The 23,349-nt window shown below is 65.5% G+C and carries 25 protein-coding genes; 11 read left to right on the top strand and 14 right to left on the bottom strand.

Annotation, left to right across the window (positions count from 1 at the left end):
- The first annotated feature begins 65 nt into the window (after positions 1-65).
- Entirely contained in the window at positions 66-941 is an 876-nt protein-coding gene (locus CFB47_RS30895) for a LysR substrate-binding domain-containing protein (RefSeq protein WP_089457465.1), read from the top strand.
- A 170-nt stretch (positions 942-1,111) separates the two neighbouring features.
- Here the strand turns inward: CFB47_RS30895 and CFB47_RS30890 are convergent, their stop codons facing one another.
- From CFB47_RS30890 to CFB47_RS30880, 3 genes are all read right to left on the bottom strand, one after another.
- The gene (locus CFB47_RS30890; RefSeq protein ID WP_089463297.1) at positions 1,112-1,465 is read right to left on the bottom strand and encodes a hypothetical protein; all 354 of its coding nucleotides are present in this window, start codon (positions 1,463-1,465) and stop codon (positions 1,112-1,114) included.
- Entirely contained in the window at positions 1,462-2,232 is a 771-nt protein-coding gene (locus CFB47_RS30885) for a hypothetical protein (protein ID WP_256941084.1), read from the bottom strand. The genes CFB47_RS30890 and CFB47_RS30885 overlap by 4 nt, the downstream gene beginning before the upstream one ends.
- Positions 2,233-2,295: 63 nt before the next feature.
- A complete protein-coding gene (locus tag CFB47_RS30880) occupies positions 2,296-3,015 on the bottom strand; it encodes a hypothetical protein (RefSeq protein WP_143330882.1) in 720 nt (239 codons plus the stop codon).
- A gap of 229 nt (positions 3,016-3,244) precedes the next feature.
- Here CFB47_RS30880 and CFB47_RS30875 point away from each other — a divergent pair, with 229 nt between their 5' ends.
- Both CFB47_RS30875 and CFB47_RS30870 read left to right on the top strand, forming a co-directional pair.
- A complete protein-coding gene (locus CFB47_RS30875; protein WP_089457468.1) occupies positions 3,245-3,502 on the top strand; it encodes a type II toxin-antitoxin system ParD family antitoxin in 258 nt (85 codons plus the stop codon).
- A 2-nt stretch (positions 3,503-3,504) separates the two neighbouring features.
- Positions 3,505-3,798: a type II toxin-antitoxin system RelE/ParE family toxin gene (locus tag CFB47_RS30870; protein WP_373453160.1), complete on the top strand. Its 294-nt coding sequence runs from the start codon at positions 3,505-3,507 to the stop codon at positions 3,796-3,798.
- A gap of 161 nt (positions 3,799-3,959) precedes the next feature.
- Here CFB47_RS30870 and CFB47_RS30865 read toward each other — a convergent pair whose 3' ends face one another.
- The 4 genes from CFB47_RS30865 to fae form a co-directional block, all read right to left on the bottom strand.
- Positions 3,960-5,294 carry an MFS transporter gene (locus CFB47_RS30865; RefSeq protein WP_256946802.1) on the bottom strand — a complete coding sequence of 445 codons (1,335 nt, stop codon included), beginning with the start codon at positions 5,292-5,294 and terminating at the stop codon, positions 3,960-3,962.
- A 167-nt stretch (positions 5,295-5,461) separates the two neighbouring features.
- Complete coding sequence (locus CFB47_RS30860) at positions 5,462-6,913, bottom strand: NAD-dependent succinate-semialdehyde dehydrogenase (RefSeq protein WP_089463294.1); 1,452 nt, start codon at positions 6,911-6,913, stop codon at positions 5,462-5,464.
- 61 nt (positions 6,914-6,974) lie between these two features.
- A complete protein-coding gene (locus CFB47_RS30855; protein WP_089463293.1) occupies positions 6,975-7,997 on the bottom strand; it encodes an aldo/keto reductase in 1,023 nt (340 codons plus the stop codon).
- 48 nt (positions 7,998-8,045) lie between these two features.
- Complete coding sequence (fae, locus tag CFB47_RS30850; RefSeq protein ID WP_011356415.1) at positions 8,046-8,570, bottom strand: formaldehyde-activating enzyme; 525 nt, start codon at positions 8,568-8,570, stop codon at positions 8,046-8,048.
- Between the two features lie 324 nt (positions 8,571-8,894).
- On the opposite strand from fae, the gene CFB47_RS30845 reads away from it, so the two are divergent.
- The 3 genes from CFB47_RS30845 (at position 8,895) to CFB47_RS30835 (ending at position 11,099) form a co-directional block, all read left to right on the top strand.
- Positions 8,895-9,815, top strand: a complete 921-nt coding sequence (locus tag CFB47_RS30845) for a LysR family transcriptional regulator (RefSeq protein WP_089443484.1) — start codon at positions 8,895-8,897, stop codon at positions 9,813-9,815.
- A gap of 231 nt (positions 9,816-10,046) precedes the next feature.
- Positions 10,047-10,397, top strand: coding sequence for a hypothetical protein (locus CFB47_RS30840; protein ID WP_089463292.1), 351 nt, complete (start codon positions 10,047-10,049; stop codon positions 10,395-10,397).
- A 141-nt stretch (positions 10,398-10,538) separates the two neighbouring features.
- On the top strand, positions 10,539-11,099 hold the full coding sequence (locus CFB47_RS30835) for a hypothetical protein (RefSeq protein ID WP_089463291.1): 561 nt from the start codon (positions 10,539-10,541) through the stop codon (positions 11,097-11,099).
- Here the strand turns inward: CFB47_RS30835 and CFB47_RS30830 are convergent, their stop codons facing one another.
- On the bottom strand, positions 11,100-11,975 hold the full coding sequence (locus CFB47_RS30830; RefSeq protein WP_089428468.1) for a LysR family transcriptional regulator: 876 nt from the start codon (positions 11,973-11,975) through the stop codon (positions 11,100-11,102).
- 161 nt (positions 11,976-12,136) lie between these two features.
- Here CFB47_RS30830 and CFB47_RS30825 point away from each other — a divergent pair, with 161 nt between their 5' ends.
- Positions 12,137-13,456 (top strand): DUF3422 family protein, encoded by a 1,320-nt coding sequence (locus CFB47_RS30825; RefSeq protein ID WP_089457473.1) that lies wholly within the window; start codon positions 12,137-12,139, stop codon positions 13,454-13,456.
- Between the two features lie 34 nt (positions 13,457-13,490).
- On the top strand, positions 13,491-13,694 hold the full coding sequence (locus tag CFB47_RS30820) for a hypothetical protein (RefSeq protein WP_089463599.1): 204 nt from the start codon (positions 13,491-13,493) through the stop codon (positions 13,692-13,694).
- A gap of 75 nt (positions 13,695-13,769) precedes the next feature.
- Here the strand turns inward: CFB47_RS30820 and CFB47_RS30815 are convergent, their stop codons facing one another.
- The 6 genes from CFB47_RS30815 to cynR form a co-directional block, all read right to left on the bottom strand.
- Positions 13,770-15,542, bottom strand: coding sequence for a phospholipase effector Tle1 domain-containing protein (locus CFB47_RS30815; protein ID WP_256946776.1), 1,773 nt, complete (start codon positions 15,540-15,542; stop codon positions 13,770-13,772).
- Between the two features lie 249 nt (positions 15,543-15,791).
- Positions 15,792-16,247, bottom strand: coding sequence for a DUF3304 domain-containing protein (locus tag CFB47_RS30810; protein ID WP_089463290.1), 456 nt, complete (start codon positions 16,245-16,247; stop codon positions 15,792-15,794).
- Positions 16,248-16,264: 17 nt separating this feature from the next.
- Complete coding sequence (locus CFB47_RS30805) at positions 16,265-16,744, bottom strand: DUF3304 domain-containing protein (protein WP_089463289.1); 480 nt, start codon at positions 16,742-16,744, stop codon at positions 16,265-16,267.
- Between the two features lie 16 nt (positions 16,745-16,760).
- Positions 16,761-17,807: a DUF4123 domain-containing protein gene (locus CFB47_RS30800; RefSeq protein ID WP_089463288.1), complete on the bottom strand. Its 1,047-nt coding sequence runs from the start codon at positions 17,805-17,807 to the stop codon at positions 16,761-16,763.
- Positions 17,804-20,356 (bottom strand): type VI secretion system Vgr family protein, encoded by a 2,553-nt coding sequence (locus tag CFB47_RS30795; RefSeq protein WP_089463287.1) that lies wholly within the window; start codon positions 20,354-20,356, stop codon positions 17,804-17,806. Before CFB47_RS30795 ends, CFB47_RS30800 begins: the two co-directional genes overlap by 4 nt.
- Positions 20,357-20,560: 204 nt before the next feature.
- Entirely contained in the window at positions 20,561-21,457 is an 897-nt protein-coding gene (cynR, locus tag CFB47_RS30790) for a transcriptional regulator CynR (RefSeq protein WP_089463286.1), read from the bottom strand.
- A gap of 113 nt (positions 21,458-21,570) precedes the next feature.
- Between cynR and CFB47_RS30785 the strand changes: the two genes are divergently transcribed.
- The 3 genes from CFB47_RS30785 (at position 21,571) to CFB47_RS30775 (ending at position 23,312) form a co-directional block, all read left to right on the top strand.
- The gene (locus CFB47_RS30785) at positions 21,571-22,230 is read left to right on the top strand and encodes a carbonic anhydrase (RefSeq protein WP_089463285.1); all 660 of its coding nucleotides are present in this window, start codon (positions 21,571-21,573) and stop codon (positions 22,228-22,230) included.
- Between the two features lie 36 nt (positions 22,231-22,266).
- Positions 22,267-22,737 carry a cyanase gene (cynS, locus tag CFB47_RS30780; protein WP_089463284.1) on the top strand — a complete coding sequence of 157 codons (471 nt, stop codon included), beginning with the start codon at positions 22,267-22,269 and terminating at the stop codon, positions 22,735-22,737.
- 107 nt (positions 22,738-22,844) lie between these two features.
- Positions 22,845-23,312: a nucleoside deaminase gene (locus CFB47_RS30775; RefSeq protein WP_089463283.1), complete on the top strand. Its 468-nt coding sequence runs from the start codon at positions 22,845-22,847 to the stop codon at positions 23,310-23,312.
- Positions 23,313-23,349 lie beyond the last annotated feature (37 nt).

The following is a 23,349-nucleotide window of genomic DNA, read 5'->3' as shown; positions in this document are numbered from 1 at the left end:
CGCAGGAGGGCCGGCGCTGCCGGCCGGCAACGACACGAACGATACGAACGAAGGGGACACACATCATGCGACGCCTGCCATCGTTGATCGCATTGCGATTTTTCGAGGAGACCGCGCGTCACCTGAGCTTCAACCGCGCGGCGGTTTCGCTGTGCGTGACGCAAGGGGCGGTGAGCCGGCAGATCCGGCTGCTCGAGGAAGCGCTCGGCACGCGGCTGTTCGAGCGCGATCACAAGGGCGTGCGCCTGACCGATGCCGGCGAGCGCTTGCTGCCGTTCATCGGGCAGGCGTTCGACACGATCGAACGGGGCGTCGGCGAAATCGCCGCCACGCGGCCGGGTGCGAAGCGGCGGCTGACGGTGTCGCTGCCGCCGACGTTCGCGACGCAGTGGTTTTCGCCGCGGCTCGGTACGCTCGCGGAGGCGCTGCCCGACGTCGAGCTGTCGATCCGCACGGAGCCGGATGACGATTGCCATTGCCACATCCGCTTCGGACGCGCGGCGCGCGCCGGGATGCAGTCGGAGCTGCTGATGATGGAGCGGCATGCGCTCGTCGGCGCGCCGCGCTATCGCGGCGATGCGCTCGACGTGCTGCTCGGCCGGTTGCCGTCGCTGCATGTGCTGCACGAAGGCAAGCGCCTGACGCTGTGGGCCGACTGGTGCGAGCAGGCGGGCGTGCCGCCGGCGCGGATCGGCGACGGCATCGAGTTTTCGACGCTCGAACAGGCGATCCGCGCGGCGCGCAAGGGCGCGGGGCTCGCGGTGGTCGACCTCAACATGATCGAGGAGGAGATCGGCGAGGGCAGCCTCGTGCGGCTGTCGCCGGTGCAGCCGATCGGGCCGTTCGGGTATTGGCTCGATGTCGAGCCGGAGAGTGTGGCGGTCGAGCCGGTGGTCGCGTTTGCTGCGTGGTTGCGGGGGCAGGCGGGGAGAAGGGGGTAGGGCGGCCTCGTTGCTGAGACGCGGCTGATCTTTCCGTGGAAACAATCGGATCAGTCCGCGCCGATCGTGTCGTGTTTCCTGCCTGGATATCTGTCAAAGATCGTTACGAGCTGAAGACTGGCTAGATCGTCGTTGAAGCGAGCCGTGCGGTTGCGCTCCATTGCCGCGGGTTACAGGTCGGGATCCTGTCCGAAGTGCATGAGTGTTTCCCGGCGACAGCGGGCTTCGGCATCGGCCATCGAGATGATCTGCAACGTGCTCTTCGAGTGATCGATCGGTCCCACGTCGAAGACTTTTCTTTGTGGCGGTGATACCGGCTTGCCGGCCGGTTGCGCGGGGTATTCGGCGGCAGATGTCAGCGCCGCCGGCGCTTGACCCTGATGGCGTGCGCTCGTGACGAGTTCGCCGATGAGCAGCCGGATTTCCGAAAGACGAATGGGGCGATTCTCGTTCGTCGTGCGGCTGCGCCTGGCTATTTGCTTCGCGGAACGGAAGCCCGTGATCGGATGGTGCTTTAGGGTCATTCGTAAATTCCTTTTTCGATCAGGTATTGCTGCAGCGTCAGCACTGAATGGGCATGCGGGGCAACCTCGAATGTCATCCAGCGATGCGACCCGGCGACGCGCCAGAAGTCCCGCCCGAATCGCGTTGCGTAGAGGGCACGTAGCGACCGAAGCGACCGGTCGGCCAGCCCGACCGGATATCCGGGGAAATACTGGAACAGCGCAGCCTCGTCACCGTGCCGATCCGGAATGGGCGCATCGAAACCGAACCTGGGCCATGCGTAGTATCCGGAGAGCCGCGGCCCGCCGGGTTCCGGCGCGGCTTTGCGACCGCCTATCCCGAACGCGCTGATCCGGGCAATCTTCAACCTATCGCACGCTCTAACGATTCGCCATAGCATCGCTGCACCGAGTCCGGCGACAGCGTTATCGACGAGATCGATGGATCCCAATTCGAGTACGGACGAGTCCCGGGTTTGAAGCACGGAGACGCGATTCTCCGATCGGATCAATGTCGGATGCGTGACGGCGAACGTCAGCCTGTCCGTGCTGTCGAGATAGGCTTGAATGTCCGATCCGGCAGGCGCGCCGCACAACGCAACGAGCAGTTCGTCGGGGACGTTGCCGCTCACCCCGAGCAACGCGGAAATATCGAGATCGTTTCGATCGACCTCGAGCCGATCGTCGAAGTACGACGTTTCATAGGGCAGGACATGACCGAGATCGACAGGTTGAGCGGGCATGGCTTCCGGCAATGAATGGAAAGCCCCCAGCATATCGGCGCTCATCCGGCGGGCAGAGTCCGCCAAACGGCCAATCACGAGGCGGCGCGACCGCCCGTCCCGCCCGCCCTACGACCAGTCGAACGTCAGCAGCGCCACGCGGCTGGCCGGCTCGTAAAACAGGAGAATCGAGTCCGCGCCCATCGCGCGGTATTCCCAGCCGGTGACGCGGGCGACGAAGCGAAAGCGCGCACCGTCCGGGCCGATCGGCCGGATGTCGTCGGGATTGCGGTCGTCGACCGGAAAATCCGACGCGCCCGACCAGTTGCCCCAGCCGACCGATCCGCCGAGCTGGTCGATCAGGTTGCACGGCTTTTCCTGGCTGAAATCGCGCTCGTCCGGCGCGTACTGGTTGGACGAGTAGAGCACGCCGTATTCGGCGAACCGCTTGCGCGCGGTTTCGAGGCTGGCCTGCTGCTCGGCGTAGTGCGCCTCCAGTTCCGCGCGATAGCCCGCGTCATGCGCGCCGGGCGGGTTTTCCAGATAGAAGTAGCGCGGGTCGCCCAGCAGCGTGTAGCGGTTGTTCTCGTCGAGCCGGAACCCGATCCAGTTCGCGCGCAGATAGTCATTGTGATACGCGGCCGTGTCCTGCCCGACGAGCCCGTCGTACGGCTCGACGGGGCTGAGCAGGTGGATCCAGCCCTCCCACGACGCATTGACCGTCGACAGGTCGATCGATATCAGCGGATGCAGGTGGCGCGCGAGTGCGGCGTTGGACTCGGCAAAGACGTCGGCGTCTGGCGGGTAGACCTTCAGGCCAGGTTGTGGCGTGACGATGTCTTCAATCATGATCGCTGCTCGCACGGTGAGGGTCCGGTAAGGCTACACGAATGTGCACGAAAACCGGATGAAGGTCCGGCGCCAGAGCAGCCTGCCTGAAGCGCGTCCCGTTCCTTTCTTCCGTCCGATCGGCACGTCGAAAGCATTCGCGCCGATCCTTTGGAACTCGTCTCATTGATAATAGTTGATAAAGTGAATACGCTCGACGGATCGAATTCAATCCGGTCGGGAGGTCGACATGATCAGTGCGGAACTGGGCCAGCAACTGGAGGCTTACGTCGCGAAGCTGGTCGAATCGGGGCGCTACGGATCCAAGAGCGAAGTGCTTCGCGAAGGTGTACGCCTCATCCAGGATCGCGAGGCACAGCTGAACGCGCTGGACGCGGTGATCGCGCGCAGCCTGTCCGATGCGGAAGCCGGACACAGCGCCGACGCAGCGGAAGTCTTCGATCGTCTCGAGGCGAAGTATCGGGCCCAGGCGGATCGGCAGGCCTGACCGTGCGCCTGTCCCATTTTGCGATTGCCGAACTCGAAGCGATCGCCGACTACATTGCACGCGACAACCCGCAACGCGCCGTCACGTTCGTGCGGGAGATTCGCGATCAATGCCTGAGCCTGGCCGCGATGCCGCCGGCGTTTCCGCTGGTGCCGCGCTACGAGCGTCATGGCGTGCGGCACCGCGTGTACGGCAACTACCAGATCTTCTATCGGGTCGTCGGCGATCCGCCTGCGCGGATCGACATTCTTCACGTCCTGCACGGCGCGCGGGACTACGCATCGATCCTGTTCTGAGCGAACGTGCGCATCGCATCGCGTCCCAAATGAACGAACCCGGCCGCGGCCGGGTTCGTTCGAATCGAGCGCAGCATCGCCGCAGCGTATCAGCGGCTCGTCGACACGAAAGCCTCGATCGAGCACGATGAAGCACGCGGCCACACAACCTGCCGCCCTCATCAATGCCCCGACGCCTCCTCCAGCGTCAGGTGCTTCGTCTCCGGCGCCCACGCGATCGACACGATCATCCCCACCAGCAGCACGCCCGCGAGCGCGAACATCGTCGCGTGAAAGCCGAGCGTCGCGATGCCGACCGGCAGCAGGAACGTGCCGATCGCCGAGCCGAGCCGGCTGCACGCGATCGCGAGCCCCACGCCGCTCGCGCGCACTTCGGTCGGGAAGCACTCGGGCGGGAACACGCCCACGAGGTTGCTGAACGCCGACATCGTCAGCGTGAAGATCGCGAACGCGACGATCATCGCGACGGCCGCCGACGACGGCAGCACCGCCAGCGCGACGAGCGACGCGCACGTCACCGCGAACGAGCCGATCAGGAAGCCGCGCCGCGACAGCCGGATCGTCAGCCAGATGCCGATCAGTGCGCCCAGCACCAGGAAGCCGTTCAGCAGCAGGTCCGCGCCGAAACCTTCGGCGAGGCCGATCGTCTTCAGGATCGTCGGCAGGAACGTGTAGATCGCGAAATACGGAATCACGAGGCACACGAAAAACGCGCAGTTGAACATCGTGCGGCGGATCAGGTCACGCTGGAACAGCCGCGCGAAGCCGCCATGCGCATGCGGCTCGGTCGAACCGTCGAGCATCACGTGCGGCCCGAAATGCTTCGCGACGATCGCACGCGCTTCCTTCTCCCGGCCCTTGCCGAGCAGCCAGCGCGGCGATTCGGGCGTGCCGATCCGCAGCACCAGCACGATCAGCGCGGGCAACGCCGCCGACGCGAGCAGCCAGCGCCACGCGTCGGGCGTGACGTCGCTGTACGCGAGGCCGAGCACGTTCGCGGCGACATAGCCGATCGTCCAGATCACGCTGAACGAACCGAGCAGCGCGCCGCGATGCTTGCGCGGCGAGAATTCGGCGAGGATCGCATGGCCGACCGTGAAATCGCCGCCCATCCCGAAGCCGATCAGCACGCGCAGCACACACAGTTCGAGCGGCGACGTGACGAAGAACTGCGCGAACGCGGCCGCCGTGATGATCACGAAGCTCGTCAGGAAGATCTTCTGCCGGCCCATCCGGTCGGACAGCCAGCCGAACACGAGGCTGCCGAAGAAGATGCCGATCAGCGCGGAGCTGCCGATCATCCCCATCCAGAACGCGTCGATCGGCATCTGCCGGCCGAGCGCGGCGAGCGCGTAGCCGATCGTGCCGAGCGTGTAGCCCTCGGTGAAATGCGCGCCGAACGTCAGGGCGGCGATCTTCACGTGGAAGCGGTTGAGCGGCACGTCGTCGAGCGCGACGGGGCGGTGCGGCGCATCGGCGCCACGCGACAGCGGCAACGCGCGTGCGGTGCCGGATTGAACGTTGGCTTGAGTCAAGCTGCCTCCTGGATTGTTATCGGGCGCGCAGCGGCGCGCGCAGGCGGAGCACCGCCGCGCGTGCCGTGCAGGGCGCCGCGCGGCCGGACGGCGCGCGGCGCGGGTCGGCCGCGGGGAGCGGCCGGCGGTCAGCGGCCGAGGCCTGCCATCAGCGTGTACTTGAGTTCCACGTATTCGTCGAGGCCGTACTTCGAGCCTTCGCGGCCGAGCCCCGATTGCTTGACGCCGCCGAACGGCGCGACTTCGGTCGAGATGATCCCGTCGTTGACGCCGACCATCCCGCTCTCCAGCGCACCCGACACGCGCCATGCACGGCCGAGGTCGCGCGTGTAGAAGTACGCGGACAGCCCGAACGGCGTGTCGTTGGCGGCGGCCACGGCTTCTTCCTCGGTCGTGAAGCGGAAGCAGCCGGCGACGGGGCCGAAGGTTTCTTCTTCGGCGATCAGCATGTCGGCCGTCATGCCGGTCAGCACGGTCGGCTCGTAGAACGTGCCGCCGAGCGCGTGACGCTTGCCGCCGGTGAGCGCGTGTGCGCCCTTCGCGGTGGCGTCGGCCACGTGCCGCTCGACCTTGCCCAGCGCCGCCTCGTTGATCAGCGGCCCCTGGTCGACTTCACCCGCGAGCGCGTTGCCGACGCGCAGCTTGCGCACGGCATCCGCGAGCTTGCGGGTGAACGCGTCGTACACGCCGTCCTGCACGAGAAAGCGGTTCACGCACACGCAGGTCTGGCCCGTGTTGCGGAACTTCGACGCGATCGCGCCTTCGACCGCCGCATCGAGATCGGCATCGTCGAACACGATGAACGGTGCGTTGCCGCCGAGTTCGAGCGACAGCTTCTTCAGCGTGTCGGCCGACTGCTTCGCGAGCAGCTTGCCGACCTGCGTCGAGCCGGTGAACGACAGCTTGCGCACGACGGACGAACTCGTCAGCGTTTCGCCGATCGCGACTGCGTCGCCCGACACCACGTTGAACACGCCGGCCGGCACGCCCGCGCGCTCGGCGAGCACCGCGAGTGCGAACGCCGACAGCGGCGTTTCCTCGGACGGCTTCAGCACCATCGTGCAGCCGGCCGCAAGCGCGGGGCCGGCCTTGCGCGTGATCATCGCCAGCGGGAAATTCCACGGCGTGATCGCCGCGACCACGCCGACCGGCTCGCGCGTGACGACGATCTGCGTGTTCGGCTTCGGGCTCGGGATCACGTCGCCGTACATACGCTTCGCTTCTTCCGCGAACCATTCGAGAAAGCTCGCCGCATACGCGACTTCGCCGCGCGCTTCCGCGAGCGGCTTGCCTTGCTCGCGCGTCAGCAGCTCGGCGAGCGCGTCGCGGTTGTCGAGCATCAGCTCGCCCCAGCGCTTCACGCGGGCGCCGCGTTCCTTTGCGGTCAGTGCGCGCCATGCCGGCAACGCGCGTGCCGCCGCATCGATGGCGCGTTGCGTGTCGTCGGCGCCGCCTTTCGCGACCTTCGCGATCGTCTCGCCGGTCGCCGGGTTCAGCACCGGATAGGTTGCATCGCTCGCGCCATGCGATTCGTGCCATTCACCGCCGATGAAATGGCCGGTCCTCAGAAATTCGTTCATTGTGTGTCGTTCCTTCAATGCCTCGGAGCTTCGTGCATCAGTGCGTCAGTGCATCAGTGCTTCAGTCCGTCGCGAAACTGCCCTGCGCCGGACGCGATTCGCGCGCGATGCGCTTGCCGGCCGTGTAGTCGTTGATCAGGTCGCACGGCGTGTAGTTGCGTTCCAGCTCGTGCAGCTCTTCGTCGGTGAGCTGCGTTTCGAGCGCGCCGAGCGCGCTGTCGAACTGCGCGACGGAATCCGCGCCGACCAGCATGCTCGCGATGCCGGGGCGGCTCAGCACCCATGCCTGCGCGATCTGCGCGGGCGGCACGCCGCGGCGCTTCGCGACCTTCGCGACCGATGCCGCGATCGCGAGCGACGACGCATCGCCGTACATCTGCGCGGTGAAGAAGTCGGTCTGGTTGCGCGTCGATTGCGGCTCGCAGGTGAGCAGGCCGCGCGCGAGCGGGCTGAACACCGATACGCCGACGCCCTGGTCGATGCAGTACGGCACCATCTCGCGCTCTTCCTCGCGATATGCGAGGTTCAGCTGCAGCTGCATGTTGATCGGCTTGTCCCAGCCGTTTCGTTCGCAGGCCTGCATGATCTTCGCGAACTGCCACGTGTACATCGTCGACACGCCGATATAGCGCGCCTTGCCCGCCCGCACGATGTCGTGCAGCGTGCACATCGTTTCCTCGACGGGCGTGTTCACGTCGAAGAAGTGCAGCATGAAGATGTCGACGTAATCCATCCCGAGGCGCTTCAGCGACCCGTCGATGCCGTCGAGCACGTGCTTGCGCGAATGGCCGCCCGCGTTCGGATAGCTGCCCATGTCGTAGCCGACCTTGGTCGTCACGACGAGCTCCTCGCGGCGCGCGTTGCGCTTCAGGATGCGGCCGACCACTTCCTCGCCGACGCCCGTCGAATAGAAATCCGCGAGATCGATGAAGTTCACGCCGGCGTCGAGCGCGCGGCGCACGATCGGCTCGCTCTGCGCTTCGTCGAAGATCCAGGGCTTCCATTCGGGGGTGCCCATGTTCATCGTGCCGAGACACAGGCGGGACACCTTCAGGCCGGACTGGCCGAGGCGGACGTATTCCATGTTTCCTCCAGATGCGGCCGTCCGTCGCGCGTCGGCCGCTTGTCGTCGTCAGTTTTTCTTCGGGGTGTAGAACGGGTTCGACACGTCGCGGGCGGCGGCGAACACCGCGTCGCGATGCGGCAGCCCTTCCATCGCGGCGACGATCGCGTTGCGGCACGCGCGGTAGTTGTTCTCGAACACGGCGTCGAGATCGTCGGTCTGCGGGTTCACCCAGTTCGCCGACACGACGACCCAGTCGTTCTCCGCTTCGGGCGGCAGCGTGCCGTTCTCGAGCGCTTCGGCCACAGCCTTCGCGATGCCGGCCTGCGACGCGCCCCACGTGGCATTGCCGTGGAAATCGCTGGCGATCTGCGCCTTGTTCACGTACAGCGTGAGCGGCTTGGTCGGCACGCCCGGCTGCGCGATCACGACGAACGGCGCATGGCCGGCCGACGGTGTCGCGAGTGCGGTGGCGAACGCCTGGCCCGCCGGGCCGTTGCGCGGGCCGACCAGCACGTTGATGTGCGCGAGGTTGACGCCGGGGCCTTCGAAGCCTTCGCCGATGTAAAGCTGCCTGGGTTGGGATGCGGTCATTGCGGTGTCTCGTCGATGAGGTGGGGTGAGGCGATTGTGGTGGGCCGCGATGCGGCCGGTGAATCGATGTTTTCTGATCGGGCCATGAGTTTTCGTCGTCTCCGGGAAAGCCCTGAAGCCGGCACGCGCATGCCCGCCGGGCGGGCCCCGGCCGGTGTCGTCACGGCGGGCGGGGCGGGATCGGCGGGTGGGCATGCGCGTGCCGGCTCCGGGTTTGTCATACCCGGGCAGGGGTTGGAGGGCCGAGCGCATCTGGACAACAATCGGCGTACTCCGAGCCCTATCTTTCGTCTTCCCTTCCTTTTTCGAAAGCGAGTAATTTCGATGGCTGCCATTCAAAAGCCCGATTGGTCGAAGCTCAGTTCGCTGGATCCGGAACTGATCCGGGCATTCGTCGCGGTCGTCGAAAGCGGTGGCTTCACCGCGGCGGCCCGGCAACTGCATCGCACACAATCGACGATCAGCCTGCGCATCCGCACGCTCGAGGAACGGCTCGACACGCACCTGTTCATGCGCAACAGCCGGCGGCTCGAGCTGTCGCGCGACGGCGAGAATTTCCTGATCCATGCGCGCCGGATCATCCAGGTGCAGAACGACGCGATCCTCGCGCTGAAGCAGGCGAGCAGCGACCGCGGCGTCGTGCGCTTCGGGCTGCCCGAGGACTACGCGGAGCTGTGGCTGCCCGACCTGCTGAAGTCGTTCTATGCGATGCGGCCGGGCGCGCGCCTGCACGTGCATTGCCGGATGTCGCTCGAATTGCTCGACCGGCTGCAGGCCGGCGAGCTCGACGTGGCGCTCGTCGTGCGGCACGGGCCCGGCGCGGGCGGGCGGGTGCTCGGCCGGCACGACGTCGTGTGGGCCGCGCACCGCGATTTCGCGCTCGACCGCCATGCGTCGGTGCCGCTCGCGCTGTTCCCGGAAACGTGCTGCTACCGGCAGCGCGGGCTGCAGGCGCTTGCGACGGCCGACCGGTCGTTTCATGTCGTCTACACGAGCCAGAGCCCAACCGGCATCAAGATCGCGGTGAACCACGGCGCGGCCGTGACGATGATCGACCGCTGCACGCTGCCCGAGAACTGGCGCGTGCTCGACGAGGCGGACGGCTTTCCGTCGCTGCCGGCGGCCGACCTCGAACTGCATCGCTCGCCGGGCATCTGCGATCCGCTGACCGACGATCTGGTATCGCTGATCGAATCGATGGTCGACGAGCGGCGGCGCGCGTCGCTCGAGGCGTTTGCCGCGTAACGGGAGCACCGCCAAGGCGACCGCGGCGCGGGTGAAGTCGACGCGAGCCGCGGCGCGTGATCACCGGGCGCGGACGACGGCGCCCCGCCGGCCGCCGGTCACCGCCCGGTGATGTGATGTGTCCCCCCATGCCGTTTTTTGCATCGGCGGGACGTTTTTTTGCACGACGTTTATGTCGTCTCTTCTAAGCTGGGGATGTGTCGAACAGCCGAGACGGCTTCCGTCCGCTCCATGACCTTCATTCGTCCCGTTCCCGCCGTCCACGTCGCCGGCCGCCCGTTACGCGCCGGCGCACCCGACAACGTCATTCCGTTCCCGCCGCCGCGCCCGCGCCTGCAGTTGCCCGTCACGCTGACGGCCGACTCCGGCGAAGCCGCGCACGCCCGCCTCGCTGCACTGCTGCATTCCCCGCTCGGCGTGTACGTCGTCAGCGCGCGCGCCGTGCGCGACGTGGTGCACGTGCACTTCGACATCGCGCCGGAAGACCTCGATTTCACGCTGCACATGCTGATCGCGCAGCAGGCCGATGCGGTGATCGGGCCGGTCGCGCGCCGCGTGCGCGTCGGGCCGAACGCGCGGTAAGTCGAGGAACGGTTGTTGCTCGTTCCTGAATGGTTTGTCCGATCCGCCGCCCGGGTGCCGGTCGCCGTGCCGTCCGCCCGCAGGCCGCGGACAGGCGCGCGACATCGCGTGCGCGGCGCCGATCATGAATACGGAGGGGTCATGGGCCTCATGGAAGCAGTACCTGTCGCGCGGCCGGAAAGCCGTCGCGTAAGGACGGCGTCGCTGCCGTCGGGCCAGCAGCTCGCGCGTCAGCTCGTGACGACGGTGCGCGTGGCCGAAGTGCTGCTGCACCAGGCGATCGTCCTGCCCGACCGGCATCAGTGGTCGGTCGACACCGAACGGGTCGACGCGGCCGGCGGGCCGCTCGAGGCGTGGGAAACCTGCGTGACCTGGCGGATCGGCAAAGTGTTCGCGTCGACGGTCAGCCCGGCCGCGCGCGTCAACGATCGCGACCAGGTCGCGGTCGAGATCCGGCTCTATTTGCCCGAACAGGACTACGTGGCCGGGCGGCACGTGAACACCTTCGGCCTCCGCCACGGCAACGCGTTCGGCGCGACGCTGTCGGTCGCGGCGGGCGCGCAGTGGGGCTGGCAACGCCAGGAGCACGTCGCGCCGGAACACCGGCACGTGCGCGCCGACACGCTCGAGGCGCTCGTCGATACGGTGGCCGCGAACGTCAACGCGGCGCTGGGCGCGGCCGGGTTTGGCGCGACGCGCTGATCAGGCTTCGCCGGTCTGCCCGGTCTGCCGCTGCAGGTCTTCCATCAGCTGTTCCGCGAGAAAGTCGCACGGCGGCCGCTTCGACTTGGTGCTGCGCGCGAGGATCAGCTCGAGCGGCGGCAGGTCGGGCAGCCCGTGCGAGCGGCCGAGCATCGACAGCTGCGCGGGAATCGCGCAGCGCGCGAGCGGCGCGACGGCCAGGCCGGCCTCGACCATGCTGAGCAGCCCGAGCAGGCTCGGGCTTTCATAGGAGGTGCGATACGGCACCTTGGCGCGCTCCAGGCTGCGGATCGCGTTCTCGCGCGCGACGCTGCCCGGCATGAACACCGCGATCGGCAGCGGCCGCTCTTCCCACACGCGCGGCCCGTTCGTCATCGCGGCCCACGCCATCGGCTCGTGGCGAATGAAGTCGCCGGACAGCCCCTTGATGCGCGTGCCGCACACGAGATCGACGGTGCCGTCCTTGATCAGCGGCGCGAGCGCGCTGCTCGGCAGCCCCATCACCTGGATCTCGACCTTCGGGTAGGTCGCCGAGAATTTCTTCAGGACCGACGGCAGCAGCGACGACGCATAGTCGTCCGGCACGCCGATCACGACCTTGCCGGTCACCTCCGGCCGCACCACGGCCGCCCAGGCCTCGTCGCGCAGCGCCAGCATTCGTCTGGCGAATCCCAGCAGCACCTCGCCTTCGCGCGTCAGCACGATGCTGCGCGGCTTGCGCACGAACAGCGGCCGGCCGATCGCGTCTTCCAGGCTCTTGATCTGCATGCTCACGGCCGACTGCGAGCGGTTCACGGCCTCGGCGGCGCGGGTCATGTTGCCGGTTTCCGCGACGGCGACGACGGTGGCCAGCACGTCGTGATCGAGCATCTTCATAGGTATCAGGAAAACTGAACGTAACGATCAGCATTATGCGTTTTTATTGTTGCTGTGTGTCTGCCATAGTGCGATCACGCTGGCGTTTCACCCGAGGGTGGCGCGGCGTTCGGGCCGGCCGAGCCGGCGTGCAGCACTGAACAGGAAAGCGTGGTGTCTCGATGATGGACCATCCGTTGCGCGCCGCACTGGCCGCGGAATTGCATGCCCGGCCGTTCCTGCGGCTCGCCGAAGCCGTGTCGCTCACGCATTACGCGATCTACGCGGACGGCCAGCCGGACATCCACGAAACGCTGCTGCACGCGCTGTGCCGCGACACCGGCATCGCCGCGCCACACGAAGGCGCGACGCACTACGCGGTGCAGTCGCCGAGCGGCTGGCACCTGAAGTGGGAACGCCACACCGAATTCTCGACCTTCACGTTCGTCGCGCCGCGTCGCGACACCGGCTATTTCGACGATCTCGCGATCGAAGGCATTCCGGCCGCGTGGTTCGCGCGGCTGGCCGGCATCCGCTTCGTCGCAGTGCGCATGGAGCTGCTGTCGGGCGACGCCGCGCGGCTCGTGTGCGGCGACCTGCGCCGCTGGATCGACGGGCCCGCGCTCGTCGGCAGCAACGTGCTCGGCGGCGGCAAGGTGTTCTGCGACTGGCACGTGCGCGACGACGGCTTCATGCGCTTTCTCGTGGTCGACGAGGATTTCCGCGAGGAGCAGGGCGGCCGGCTGCTGCAGCGCCTGTATGAAATCGAAACCTACCGGATGATGGCGCTGCTCGCGTTGCCAGTCGCGCGCCGGATGAGCCGCGAGCTCGACGAGATCCACGCGGCGCTGCACGCATTGATGCAGCGGATGGACGCGAGCGGCGCGGACGGCGACGACACGGCGCTGCTCGTCAAGCTCACGCATCTCGCGGTGCGGGTCGAATCGCTGTCGGGATCGGGCGCGCGTTTCAGCGCCTCGCGGGCGTACGAAAAGCTCGTGCTGGCACGCATCCACGAGCTGCGCGAGGAGCGCATCGAAGGGATGCCGACGATCGCCGAATTCATGGAGCGCCGCTTCGCGCCCGCGATGGAAACCTGCCGCAGCGTATGGGCGCGCCACGAGCAGATCGCCGCGCGGATCGCGCGGGCGGTCGACCTGCTGCGCACGCGCGTGAATCTTGCGCAGGAAAAGGACGTCACACGCCTGCTTGCCGGGATGGAGCGCACCGCGCGCAATCAGCTTCACTTGCAGCACGCCGTTGAAGGGCTGTCGGTGGCGGCCATTTCGTACTACGTGCTGTCGCTCGCGACGGCGGCGTTCAAGGCACTGCATGTGATGAACCTGCCGGTCGATCCGGAGCTGGCGGAAGGCCTGCTGATCGCGCCGGTCGTGTTCGCGGTGATTCACATCACGCGGCGCACGCGCGCACAGCTGGCGCGCTCGGAGGCCGCGCATGACGGTGCGCCCGTGCATGCGGCGGCGTTGAAGCAGGCTGGTTAGAACATCTAAAACACAATCAACGAAAGGAATGGAGATGACTTTTTCGCAGACACAAGCAGGCTTTTACAGCGGTTTCGATGCCGCGTTCGATGAGCCGGCAATGGATGAGCCGGGTGCGTCGGACGAGCCGCGCGTCACGTCGTATCAAGCCGTGCTGCAGGAGCCGATGACGTCGCTCGTCGGGAATACGATCGATCGGCCGGACGTCGCGGCGGTGGCGATTCTCGGGTACAACTGACGGGGAATGTGCTCCGCCCGGCTGCGCAGGCAGCGGGCGGGCATGCCGGTTGATGCAGCGGGCGACGGATGTCGCTCAGTCGCCGGAGAGGTCGCCGATCGATGCGCCGTGAGGAATCTGGCCGGACGTGACCTGCTTGACGTATTCGTCCTGCGCGTCTTTGATGTTCTTTGAGATGTTGCCGAGGACTTTGTGCACGTAATCCTTGGCGGCGTAGGTCTGGCGCGCCATCCAGCCTTTTTCCTCGATTTCGCGAAGCGTCATGAACACGCCGTCGCCGAGTGCTACGTTATTAAGTCGCGTAATCGTGTTGTGCACGAAGTTGTCGAAGAACGCGATGACTTCCGGCGTCAGCTTAGGCGGGTGCACCCATGCGTTGGCCAAGGCCCGCACGGTCTTGTCCGAGATGTCGTCGACTGTTCGGCGTTCACCGAATGTGTACTGCGGGACCTTGGAGTTCGGGTCTTGGCTCTTGTAGTACCAGTCCCGGCCCTCGTAGTTCGGCAAGCCGCCTCCATGCGGGAATACCGCGTTGTAGACGTCGGCATCCACGGTGTTAATGAACAGATTGTTGCCGGTGCTTTCATGCGCCGTGCGGTCATGGACGTAACGTGCCCACGACACGAACAGCTTCTGGTGCTCGAGAAAATGCGTTTCGAGCGGGCCGTTAGATTTCGGCAGCATCGCGGTGTAGGCCGCGAAGAGATCATTTACGGTGAGATTCTTTCCGTTGACGTTAACGGTCTTCTGGAAATCAAACTCGCGAGCAACCCTGGGGTCGGTTTTTCGAAGTTTGTCGAGTGGCAGAAAGGGTACGCCGGCCGACCAGGCACGATCGAGCATATTCCGAGCGGATACGCGCGCCAGTTCGGCCGATTTGTGATCCTCTCCTTCATGAAATCCGCCTCCTACGTCCGCCTGACTGCCCGGATAGACGATCTCCAGGAGGTTTGCGTGGTCGGAAGATTTTCTGGGCGAATCCAGATTTTTGTAGAAGCGCAATTCTGTCGCCGCAACGTGGTGGACGATCGACTTGAACTCCTTTTGGATATCGTATTCACCAAGCGTCTGCTTGGAAACGGCGAGAAACACACTCAGCCCCTTGATGGTGAGGCTGGCGCCTTTCCCTGCGGCCGGCACGACACCAAGAACGGGGGCGACTGCCTTTGTGAATATCGAGTCGGCGTAGGATGTCGAGACGCAATCAAACAGCCCCATGAAGTCGAATTCGACCGGTATCCCCTTGTATGCCGGCTTCCCGTCCTTTGCCTTGCATACCTTGCCGATCAATTCGTTTGCGAATTTCCGAGCGATGGTGCCGCCTCTGTCGTAACCGAAAACTGCAACACGAATGCGCTTGATTTCGCGCGGGTCGCGGGTAGCACGGTCGACATTGGCTTCAAAGTCGGCAATCGCCTGACTGACGCGAATGTCGAATCCGGTGCCCAGGTAGGCTGCCGAGAATTCGCTGTCACGGACTGCCGGCACCGAGTCGGCCACGGTCGAGATCCCGGCAGGAATCAGATCGACGCCGATCTTTTTGACTGTAAAGGATTCCTTGAGGGATTTTTTTATGGTGTCAGGGGCGTTGCTGATGGCATCGAGTATCGACGATTTCGCGTGTGAGAATATCGATTGATTGGCGCGATCAGAAATTAGGCGCTTGCCAATATCATCCCTGACCTTTTTGGCGGGATCATCTATGCCTTTGCCTTTGGCCTCCTTGAACAGTGCGGAGCCAGTATCGGTTACCGCCTTCTTGAGCGTGCCTACTGTCTGGTTGGGTAGTTCCCTCCCCATGCCTGCATAGTACGTTCGGTAGACGCCCGTTGAATTATCGCTTTCCATGTGGGCGCTTATACAGGCGCGCGATATTCGAAGAATTCTCGTCATCGAGGCTCTGTCCGAAGCCGTCAAAAAAGAATGACTGGTAGATTTCCTGGTGGCAACGGAAGCAGGGGCTGGGGGGGTCAGCGGGAAGTTGCGTGCTGACGCTGGCTGCCCGCGTGGCGCGCGCCGCGCCGGCATTGGCGCTGGATTGTGCTGGCGCGGCGCCTTGTGCTGGGATCGTGTCGTTAGGCATACTTTTCTCCCGTTTTACTGCAGATTCGGATTGTGCGGATCAGTCGGAAGCTTGGCCCATCGCGCTTCAATCTTTTGTTGCGGCAAGAAGTAGAATTCGATATATCCGTCGTGCTTGTCGGGAAGCGGCGGAATAGCAATATCGGTCTCGAAGACGTCACTGGGCAGATTTTTTTTGTATTGCTCTTGCGTCAACTCGTACTCGAGTTTGATATGCCAAGTTTTTTTACCCCGAGGTACGTCCATGCAGCATACGGTTCCACCACCTCCACCGGGCTTGTTCGCACGAACGTTTCCTGCGCCAAATTCGTCGATCTTGACGCTATAGATGCTGCGATTGGTGAAGTTATAGCCAATGACGCGATACGGCCCGTAGCTTGCGGTCTGCGCATGCACCCACCACGCTCCGCCAAGCAGCACCACCGCGATGACGATCGGGTTGCGAATGAGGCGGCGAAGAATATTCAGCATGTCGATGTTCCTGTCATTCAGTTCGTCGTGGACGACGCGTTGCTCGTTGTATTCGGGTTGCGCGGATCGGGCGGGTATTCGACCCATTTGGCTTCGATCTTGCGGTCGGGTAGGAAATGAAACTCGATGTAGCCGTCGTGCTTGTTCGGTAGCTTAGGGACGGCGACTTCTGTTTCGTAGATCTCCGGCGACAGGTTCCTGGCATCTTCTTCCGGCGTCAGGTCGTATGTGACCTTGAGGTGCCAGGCCTTCGTGCCGCGCGGCACTGCCATGCAACAGACCGTGCCGCCACGGCCGCCGAATTGACGGGCATGCACGCTACCTGCGCCAAAGCCGTCGACGACGAAGTTGTAGATGCCTCGGTCGGCGTAGTTGAAACCCACGACGCGATACGGACCGTAGCTCTCAAGCTGAGCCTGCACATTCCACGCGCTACCCATCATCAACATCCCGACCGCGACCGGCTTGCAAACCGCACGACGCATCCCGTTCAACATCCCCGTCTCCTGCCACTCAACCGGCTTCGGGCAGCACATTGGCCGCCGCCATCTCTTGTTGCCGCCCGTCCGCATACCCCGCCAGCGGATGCGCATCGAGCAACGCGGCCCACACGTCCGCGTCGACGTCCGCGAGTGTTGCCGACAGCGGCGGCGGATGTTCCCCGCGCGCGGCGATTTTCCCGGCGATCGCCGGATGCGCATCGAATGCCGGATGCACGTTCATCCCGACCAACACGAAATACGCGAGATCGTTCTCGTTCGCGAGCCCGTGCTGTGTCCGTGCCCGCGTGACGAGATCCTTCGCATAACGAATGCCCCATCGACTCGGCACCGCCGACATCGGCGGCAGGAATTCGTCATGCAACTGGAAATACAGCGTCTCCGCGAAACCCTCGCGCGCCAGCGCTTCATACTGTGCATCGGTGAACACGACCGGCGTCGCGGCGGCCGCAGGCAGCGGCCCTTGCTCCTCTCCGACCATGCTCTCCCACGGATCGAACCGGTAGCGCAGTTCGACGAACGTCGCCAGCAGTTCGCGCCGCTGCGGCGCCGTCAGGACCGGCAAAAGGTTCTCGAGAATCGACGGATCGTAGTAACGTAGCAGTGCCTGGCGCGTGTCGGGCAGCGTCGCTTCGGCGAGCGGATGCAGATAGGCAGCGAGGTCCGGCATCGCATGGCCCGTCGCGAGCCACACGACGAGATCCGAATCGCCGCCGGCATTCAGCAGGTCGAGCACCATCGCGCGCGATGCGTCGTCGTCCGCCGTCAGGTCGAGCAGGAACGGGCCGATCTCGGGCCGCGAAGACTCGAGCATCGTGGCCGGATACAGCGACTGCCAGGCGATCCCGCGCCAGCGGGCCGCATCGAGCATCGTGTCGTCCAGCGCACCGTCGACGAGCGCCAGCAGGCGCAGCGGGCGCGCATCCGCGACCTGCCGCGTACGATGCCAGTCGCGCAGGTCGTCGTGCCGTTGCGCGGCGTTCGTGCGCGGCCATTGCGCCGGCAGCGGCAGCGCGCGCGTCAGGTCGTGAAACGGCTTCATCGAGGCGACAGGTGTCATGTGCGGGGCGTGAGGGCGGATTTCATTTTCGCCGCGCTGCGCCGGCATTCCGAGCACACGCCTTCGGGCAGCCGCGGCAGCGGGTAGTCGTTGCTGGCCGGCCCCGAGAAGCTGTGGTTGCCGCCCTTGAAATCCACCTTGCCGGGTGCGTGGATCTCGATGTTGCCGTTGCCGATGCGGATGTAGGCGCCACCGGACGTCAGCAGCAGCGGCTGCTTCGACGCGACGTCGATCTGCCCGGTGGCGGCGACGATCTTCACGGTATTCTGCGCGGTCAGCTCGATGTTGTCGTCGTGCGCACGAATCTCGACCTTGCCCTTGCCGGCGAACAGCTTGATCCCGGCATTCTGCGCGAACAGGCTGACCGACGAGATCACGCTCGCGACGAGCGATTTGCCGACCGCGAGATGGGTACTTTGTCCGCTCACGACGTTAACGTGCCGGTCGGCGACCATCTGCAGCGACTGCTGGCTCGCCATCCCGATGCCGGCCGGGCTGCCGAACAGCATCACGGGCTGCGCGAACGCGTTCGCGTTACCGGTGCCGCCGCCGCCCGTTCGCCCGCCCGACGCCGCGCCGGGCTGGCTTTGCTGGGTTGCGTCGGTGAACGTCTTGAGCGCATCGCGGCCCGGCTTCAGCGTGTCGGCCTGATGCGTCTCGCTCACGTCGGACAGCGATTCGATCAGACTTTCGGCACCGACGAGCTGTTGCTGCGTTTCGCGCACGTCGAGTGGCTGGCTCGACATGGTCTTGGGATGCGTCGTGACGTACAGGCCCTGGTTCGCGCGCACGGCGCCATACGCATCGGTCTTCAGGTCGAAGCCGCTGCCGACGTACGCGCCGCGTGTGTTGCCCGACTGCTCGATCAGATAACCGACATGCAGCAGGCTGTTTGCCACGCTGCTGTAGAGCTGCGCGCGGTTCTGCCCGGTTGCGTCGTCCATCACGAGCTGGTTGTAGCCACTGCCGGCGTATTCCTTCGAACGGAAGCCGGACAGCAGGCCGTCCGTGTGCCATTGCGGCTTGGTCGCGCCGTTATAGAGCCGGGCGGTGACGATGGGCCGGTCACAGTCGCCGGACATCCAGTTGACCACGACTTCCTCGCCGATGCGCGGAACATGCACGCTGCCGTACCCGCCGCCCGTGTCGGACGACGCGACGCGCAGCCAGCACGACGCGCGCTCGTCGCCTTCGTTCAGGCGATCCCAGTGGAACCGGACCTTGATCCGGTTCAGTTCGTCGGTATGAACCTCCTCGCCCTTCGGTCCCGCGACGGTGGCGGTTTGCAGATGCATCTCGGGCTTCGGATGCTCGAACGGACTGCGGAACGGCACCGTCTGGCGCTGCGCTTCGATTTCGACGAGATAGAAGCCTTCGCTGCCGTCGGCGTGATGCACCGTCATCGCGTCGGCCGTGTCGCCGAGCCGTGCCTTCATCGCGTCGAATTGCGCGGCCAGGCCGTGCGGAAAATGGGACGGCGCGGCCGGAATGTTGTTCCTGATCCACCAGACGGTTTCGATGACGGCGAACCGGTTGCCGTCCTGTTCGGCCGGCGGATGGGCTGGATGGTCGGTCAGCTCGAACACCCGGCCCGCATCGATGCCGCGCATGCCGCCAATACCGTGGAACCGCTTCGCGCGCGATTCCCATTCTTCCATCCGGATGGTCGACTGGCGGTTGCCGTCGCCCTGAGCGCCGTATGTATAGGCGCCCGTGTACGTATAGACCTCGGTCTGGTTCGGCAGGTCGCCCTGATCCTGCCGGGTCGGAACGTCGGTGCCTTTGGGATTGAGCGCGGTACCGGGCGATTTGTAGTCGAACGTGCGCGTCGTGTAGTGGCTGCTCTGCAGCGTGCGCGAGCCCGACCACTGGACGAGCGCCTGGGTTTCGTTATCCGAGGCCGCGCGCTGGAACGGCACACGGGCCGGCGCGGTGGCGGGCAGCGCATGGAGCGAATCGGTGATCACCAGCGTATGGTGCGAACCGTCGTCGGCCTGCTCGAAGTAGCCGAACAGGCCTTCATCCTCGAGCAGTCGATGGACGAAATGCCAGTCGTCCTCGAATTGCAGGCAGAACGACCGGTTCCGCAGCGGCGTGGAGAGCGCGAACCGGAACATGCCGGAGGCTTGCGGATGCTGGTTGAACACGTCGGTCAGGATTTCGTCGGCGGTGCGGTCCTGCCAGATGCGCTGGTCGCGGCGGTACCGCAGGAACCCGAGCCACGACATGAAACGGATCTGGTAAGCGGTGATGCCGCCGTCGAAGCCGAGCCGGCGCGCGGTTTGCACGTAGCCGTGCCACGGCAGATAGGTGTCGCCTTGCTGTTCGATCCACAGCGTGACGGGCTGCGCGATCAGCTTCTTCAGTTCGACATTGTCGCGAGTCGAGACGGCATCGACCGTCAACGTGAATTCGCGGCCCAACCGCGATACGCCGTGCACCGTCTGAGGCAGCAGGACATGCTGGCCCAGCGGTGTATCGAGCTTGAGCAGGCGAGCTTGCTGAAACAGGCCGCCGCTGATCGCGCGAACCAGTTCTTGGGAATTCATCGTCGTGGCCCTCTCGAATCGGGAACGATGAGTAATGGTTACCGGATGACCGGTTTTGTCGTACAAATTCTCTCGATTCGGGATTTTACAGGATAAATCGCGGGATTTTGGCGTCCGCAGCCGGCTGGAAGCGGGGCCTGGCGCGTCAGGTGCAGCCGGCGCGGACGCCCGTCAGCGTCCAGGCGTGCCCCTCGAAAGCCGGTTTCATCGCGAACGCGTGCCTTTCCCCGCCTGCTGCGCCAACGCCAGTGCGACGAACGCGCGCGCGGCCGCGCTCCGGTACGCCCCCTTGCGCTGCAGCAGCACGGCCGTGCGCCGCAGCACGGCCGGATCGAGCGCGACGGCAGCGAGATCGTCATGCCCGGCCGCGATCGTCGCCGGCAGCAACGTCGCGAGATTCGTGCGGCGCACGATCTCGATCACCGCCCCCAGTGAATTTGCCTCCATCAACACGCGCGGCCGCACGTCGTGCTCGCGGAAATAGCGGTCGATCTGCACGCGTGTCGCGAACTCGGCCGTGAGCAGCACGAGCGGCGCGTCGTGCAGCGCGCGCAGGCCGGCCCTGCGTTTCCCGGCGAGCGCATGCGCGCGGTTCACGACGAGCGCGAGCGTTTCGACCAGCAGCGTTTGCGCGTCGATATCCGCCGTCTGTACGTCCTCGAACGCGATGCCGACATCGAGCTCGTCGTCGGCGAGCAGCGCCTCGATGCGCTCCTGCGACATCTCGCGCACCGACAGCGACACATCCGGGTAGCGGCCGTGAAACGCCTCGACGAGCGGCCCGACGAGATAGCTCGTGAAAGTCGGCGTGACCGCGATCCGCAGCGAGCCGCGGCTCAGGTCCTGCACGTCGTGAATCGCGCGCCGGCCTTCCGCGAGATCGTGCAGCGCCTGCCGCGCATAGCGGAAATACACGTCGCCGGCGTCGGTCAGCCGCGTCACGCGCCCGGTGCGGTCGAACAGCTGCGCGCCGAGCGTCTCCTCGAGCTGGCGGATCTGCTGGGACAGCGCGGGCTGCGACACATGCAGCGCGGCGGCCGCGCGCGTGAAGCTGCGATGCTCGGCGACGGCGAGGAAGTAGTGGATATGGCGCAGCAGCATGGCGGTTCCTATAAGTCCTGCTTATCGGGAAGATCATAAATCAGTCTTTTACGTTATTGGAAGTCCGGCGTAACCTGCCCTTCATCGATTCCACCTGCACCGGAGAACACACGATGAAGGACATCATCGAAGGCTTCCTGAAGTTCCAGCGCGACGCCTATCCGGAACGCGCCGCGCTGTTCCGCGATCTCGCGCGCAGCCAGAACCCGCGGGCGCTGTTCATCTCGTGCTCGGACAGCCGGCTCGTGCCCGAACTCGTCACGCAGCGCGAACCGGGCGACCTGTTCGTGATCCGCAATGCCGGCAACATCGTGCCGTCGTACGGCCCCGAGCCGGGCGGCGTATCGGCGTCGGTCGAATACGCGGTCGCCGCGCTGCGCGTGACCGACGTCGTGATCTGCGGCCATTCCGATTGCGGCGCGATGACCGCGATCGCCACCTGCCAGTGCATGGATCACATGCCGGCCGTCGGCCACTGGCTGCGCTACGCCGATTCGGCGCGCGTCGTGAACGAGGCGCGCGCGCATCGCAGCGAACGCGAGCGGATCGACTCGATGGTGCGCGAGAACGTCGTCGCGCAACTGGCGAACCTGAAGACGCACCCTGCCGTGCGGCTCGAGCTCGAAGAAGGGCGCCTCGCACTGCACGGCTGGGTCTACGACATCGAATCGGGCTGCATCGACGCCTACGACGGCGCGACCGGCCGGTTCGTCTCCCTGGCGGACCACCCCGAGGTCCGCGCCACGCCCGCGACGCTTGCCGTCGCGGCCTGAATCCGGATTGCTCCCACCCCACCCCGAGGAATTGCCATGATCCAGTCCCAGCACAGCCAGACCGCCCGCCACGCGCTTGCCGAAACCATCGTGCTCGCGAAGGCGCGCAAGAACCTGTCGTTCGCGCAGCTCACCGAAGGCACGGGCCTGAGCGAAGCGTTCGTGACGGCCGCGCTGCTCGGCCAGCACGCGCTGCCGGTGCGCGCCGCACGCAGCGTGGCCGACAAGCTCGGCCTCGATGACGACGCGGTGTTGCTGCTGCAGATGATCCCGCTGCGCGGCAGCATCGACGATCGCGTGCCGACCGACCCGACCATTTACCGGTTCTACGAAATGCTGCAGGTGTACGGCACGACGCTGAAGGCGCTGGTCCACGAGAAGTTCGGCGACGGCATCATCAGCGCGATCAATTTCCGGCTCGACGTGAAGAAGGTCGATGATCCCGAAGGCGGGTCGCGCGCGGTGATCACGCTCGACGGCAAGTACCTGCCGACCAAGCCGTTCTGACGTCGGCGCGGCGCCGCAACAGCGGTGCCGCGCAGGTTCCTGCCCGACGTGCGTGGGCCGCCGGCCGGCGCACGTTCCCGCCATTCCGTTTCAACGAGGACGCAGCCATGGATTTTGTGAAGCGCACGATCGATCTTGCGATGAAGAACGTGGAAGAGGGCGGCCGCCCGTTCGCGACGGTGATCGTCCGCGACGGCGAGATCGTCGCGGAAAGCCCGAACCTCGTCGCGCAAACCAGCGACCCGACCGCGCACGCCGAGATCCTCGCGGTGCGCGATGCATGCCGCAAGCTCGGCACCGAGCACCTGAGCGACTGCGAGATCTACATTCTCGCGAGCCCGTGCCCGATGTGTCTCGGCTCGTTGTACTACTGCAGCCCCAAACGCGTGATCTACATCACGACGCGCGAGGACTACGCGCCGTTCTACCGCGACGACCGCAAGTATTTCGAGCTCGACACGTTCTACGCCGAATATGTGAAGCCGATCGACGAGCGCCGGTTGCCGATGGTGCAGCAGAAGCACGGCGACGCGATCAACGTCTACCGGCGCTGGAAGGAACTGAACGCGAAGTGACGTGATTCGCGCGGCGCACCGGCCGCGCGCGGCAGCC

It is taken from the genome of Burkholderia sp. AU27893 (assembly GCF_002223205.1).
Lineage (GTDB): Bacteria > Pseudomonadota > Gammaproteobacteria > Burkholderiales > Burkholderiaceae > Burkholderia.
This window is presented reverse-complemented; position numbering and strand designations above follow the sequence as displayed.

Coding starts and splice junctions, on each gene's coding strand:
- CFB47_RS30895 (WP_089457465.1), top strand. CDS start 66: ATGCGACGCCTGCCATCGTTGATCGCATTGCGATTTTTCGAGGAGACC.
- CFB47_RS30890 (WP_089463297.1), bottom strand. CDS start 1,465: ATGACCCTAAAGCACCATCCGATCACGGGCTTCCGTTCCGCGAAGCAA.
- CFB47_RS30885 (WP_256941084.1), bottom strand. CDS start 2,232: ATGAGCGCCGATATGCTGGGGGCTTTCCATTCATTGCCGGAAGCCATG.
- CFB47_RS30880 (WP_143330882.1), bottom strand. CDS start 3,015: ATGATTGAAGACATCGTCACGCCACAACCTGGCCTGAAGGTCTACCCG.
- CFB47_RS30875 (WP_089457468.1), top strand. CDS start 3,245: ATGATCAGTGCGGAACTGGGCCAGCAACTGGAGGCTTACGTCGCGAAG.
- CFB47_RS30860 (WP_089463294.1), bottom strand. CDS start 6,913: ATGAACGAATTTCTGAGGACCGGCCATTTCATCGGCGGTGAATGGCAC.
- CFB47_RS30855 (WP_089463293.1), bottom strand. CDS start 7,997: ATGGAATACGTCCGCCTCGGCCAGTCCGGCCTGAAGGTGTCCCGCCTG.
- fae (WP_011356415.1), bottom strand. CDS start 8,570: ATGACCGCATCCCAACCCAGGCAGCTTTACATCGGCGAAGGCTTCGAA.
- CFB47_RS30845 (WP_089443484.1), top strand. CDS start 8,895: ATGGCTGCCATTCAAAAGCCCGATTGGTCGAAGCTCAGTTCGCTGGAT.
- CFB47_RS30840 (WP_089463292.1), top strand. CDS start 10,047: ATGACCTTCATTCGTCCCGTTCCCGCCGTCCACGTCGCCGGCCGCCCG.
- CFB47_RS30835 (WP_089463291.1), top strand. CDS start 10,539: ATGGGCCTCATGGAAGCAGTACCTGTCGCGCGGCCGGAAAGCCGTCGC.
- CFB47_RS30830 (WP_089428468.1), bottom strand. CDS start 11,975: ATGAAGATGCTCGATCACGACGTGCTGGCCACCGTCGTCGCCGTCGCG.
- CFB47_RS30825 (WP_089457473.1), top strand. CDS start 12,137: ATGATGGACCATCCGTTGCGCGCCGCACTGGCCGCGGAATTGCATGCC.
- CFB47_RS30820 (WP_089463599.1), top strand. CDS start 13,491: ATGACTTTTTCGCAGACACAAGCAGGCTTTTACAGCGGTTTCGATGCC.
- CFB47_RS30815 (WP_256946776.1), bottom strand. CDS start 15,542: ATGGAAAGCGATAATTCAACGGGCGTCTACCGAACGTACTATGCAGGC.
- CFB47_RS30810 (WP_089463290.1), bottom strand. CDS start 16,247: ATGCTGAATATTCTTCGCCGCCTCATTCGCAACCCGATCGTCATCGCG.
- CFB47_RS30805 (WP_089463289.1), bottom strand. CDS start 16,744: ATGTTGAACGGGATGCGTCGTGCGGTTTGCAAGCCGGTCGCGGTCGGG.
- CFB47_RS30800 (WP_089463288.1), bottom strand. CDS start 17,807: ATGACACCTGTCGCCTCGATGAAGCCGTTTCACGACCTGACGCGCGCG.
- CFB47_RS30795 (WP_089463287.1), bottom strand. CDS start 20,356: ATGAATTCCCAAGAACTGGTTCGCGCGATCAGCGGCGGCCTGTTTCAG.
- cynR (WP_089463286.1), bottom strand. CDS start 21,457: ATGCTGCTGCGCCATATCCACTACTTCCTCGCCGTCGCCGAGCATCGC.
- CFB47_RS30785 (WP_089463285.1), top strand. CDS start 21,571: ATGAAGGACATCATCGAAGGCTTCCTGAAGTTCCAGCGCGACGCCTAT.
- cynS (WP_089463284.1), top strand. CDS start 22,267: ATGATCCAGTCCCAGCACAGCCAGACCGCCCGCCACGCGCTTGCCGAA.
- CFB47_RS30775 (WP_089463283.1), top strand. CDS start 22,845: ATGGATTTTGTGAAGCGCACGATCGATCTTGCGATGAAGAACGTGGAA.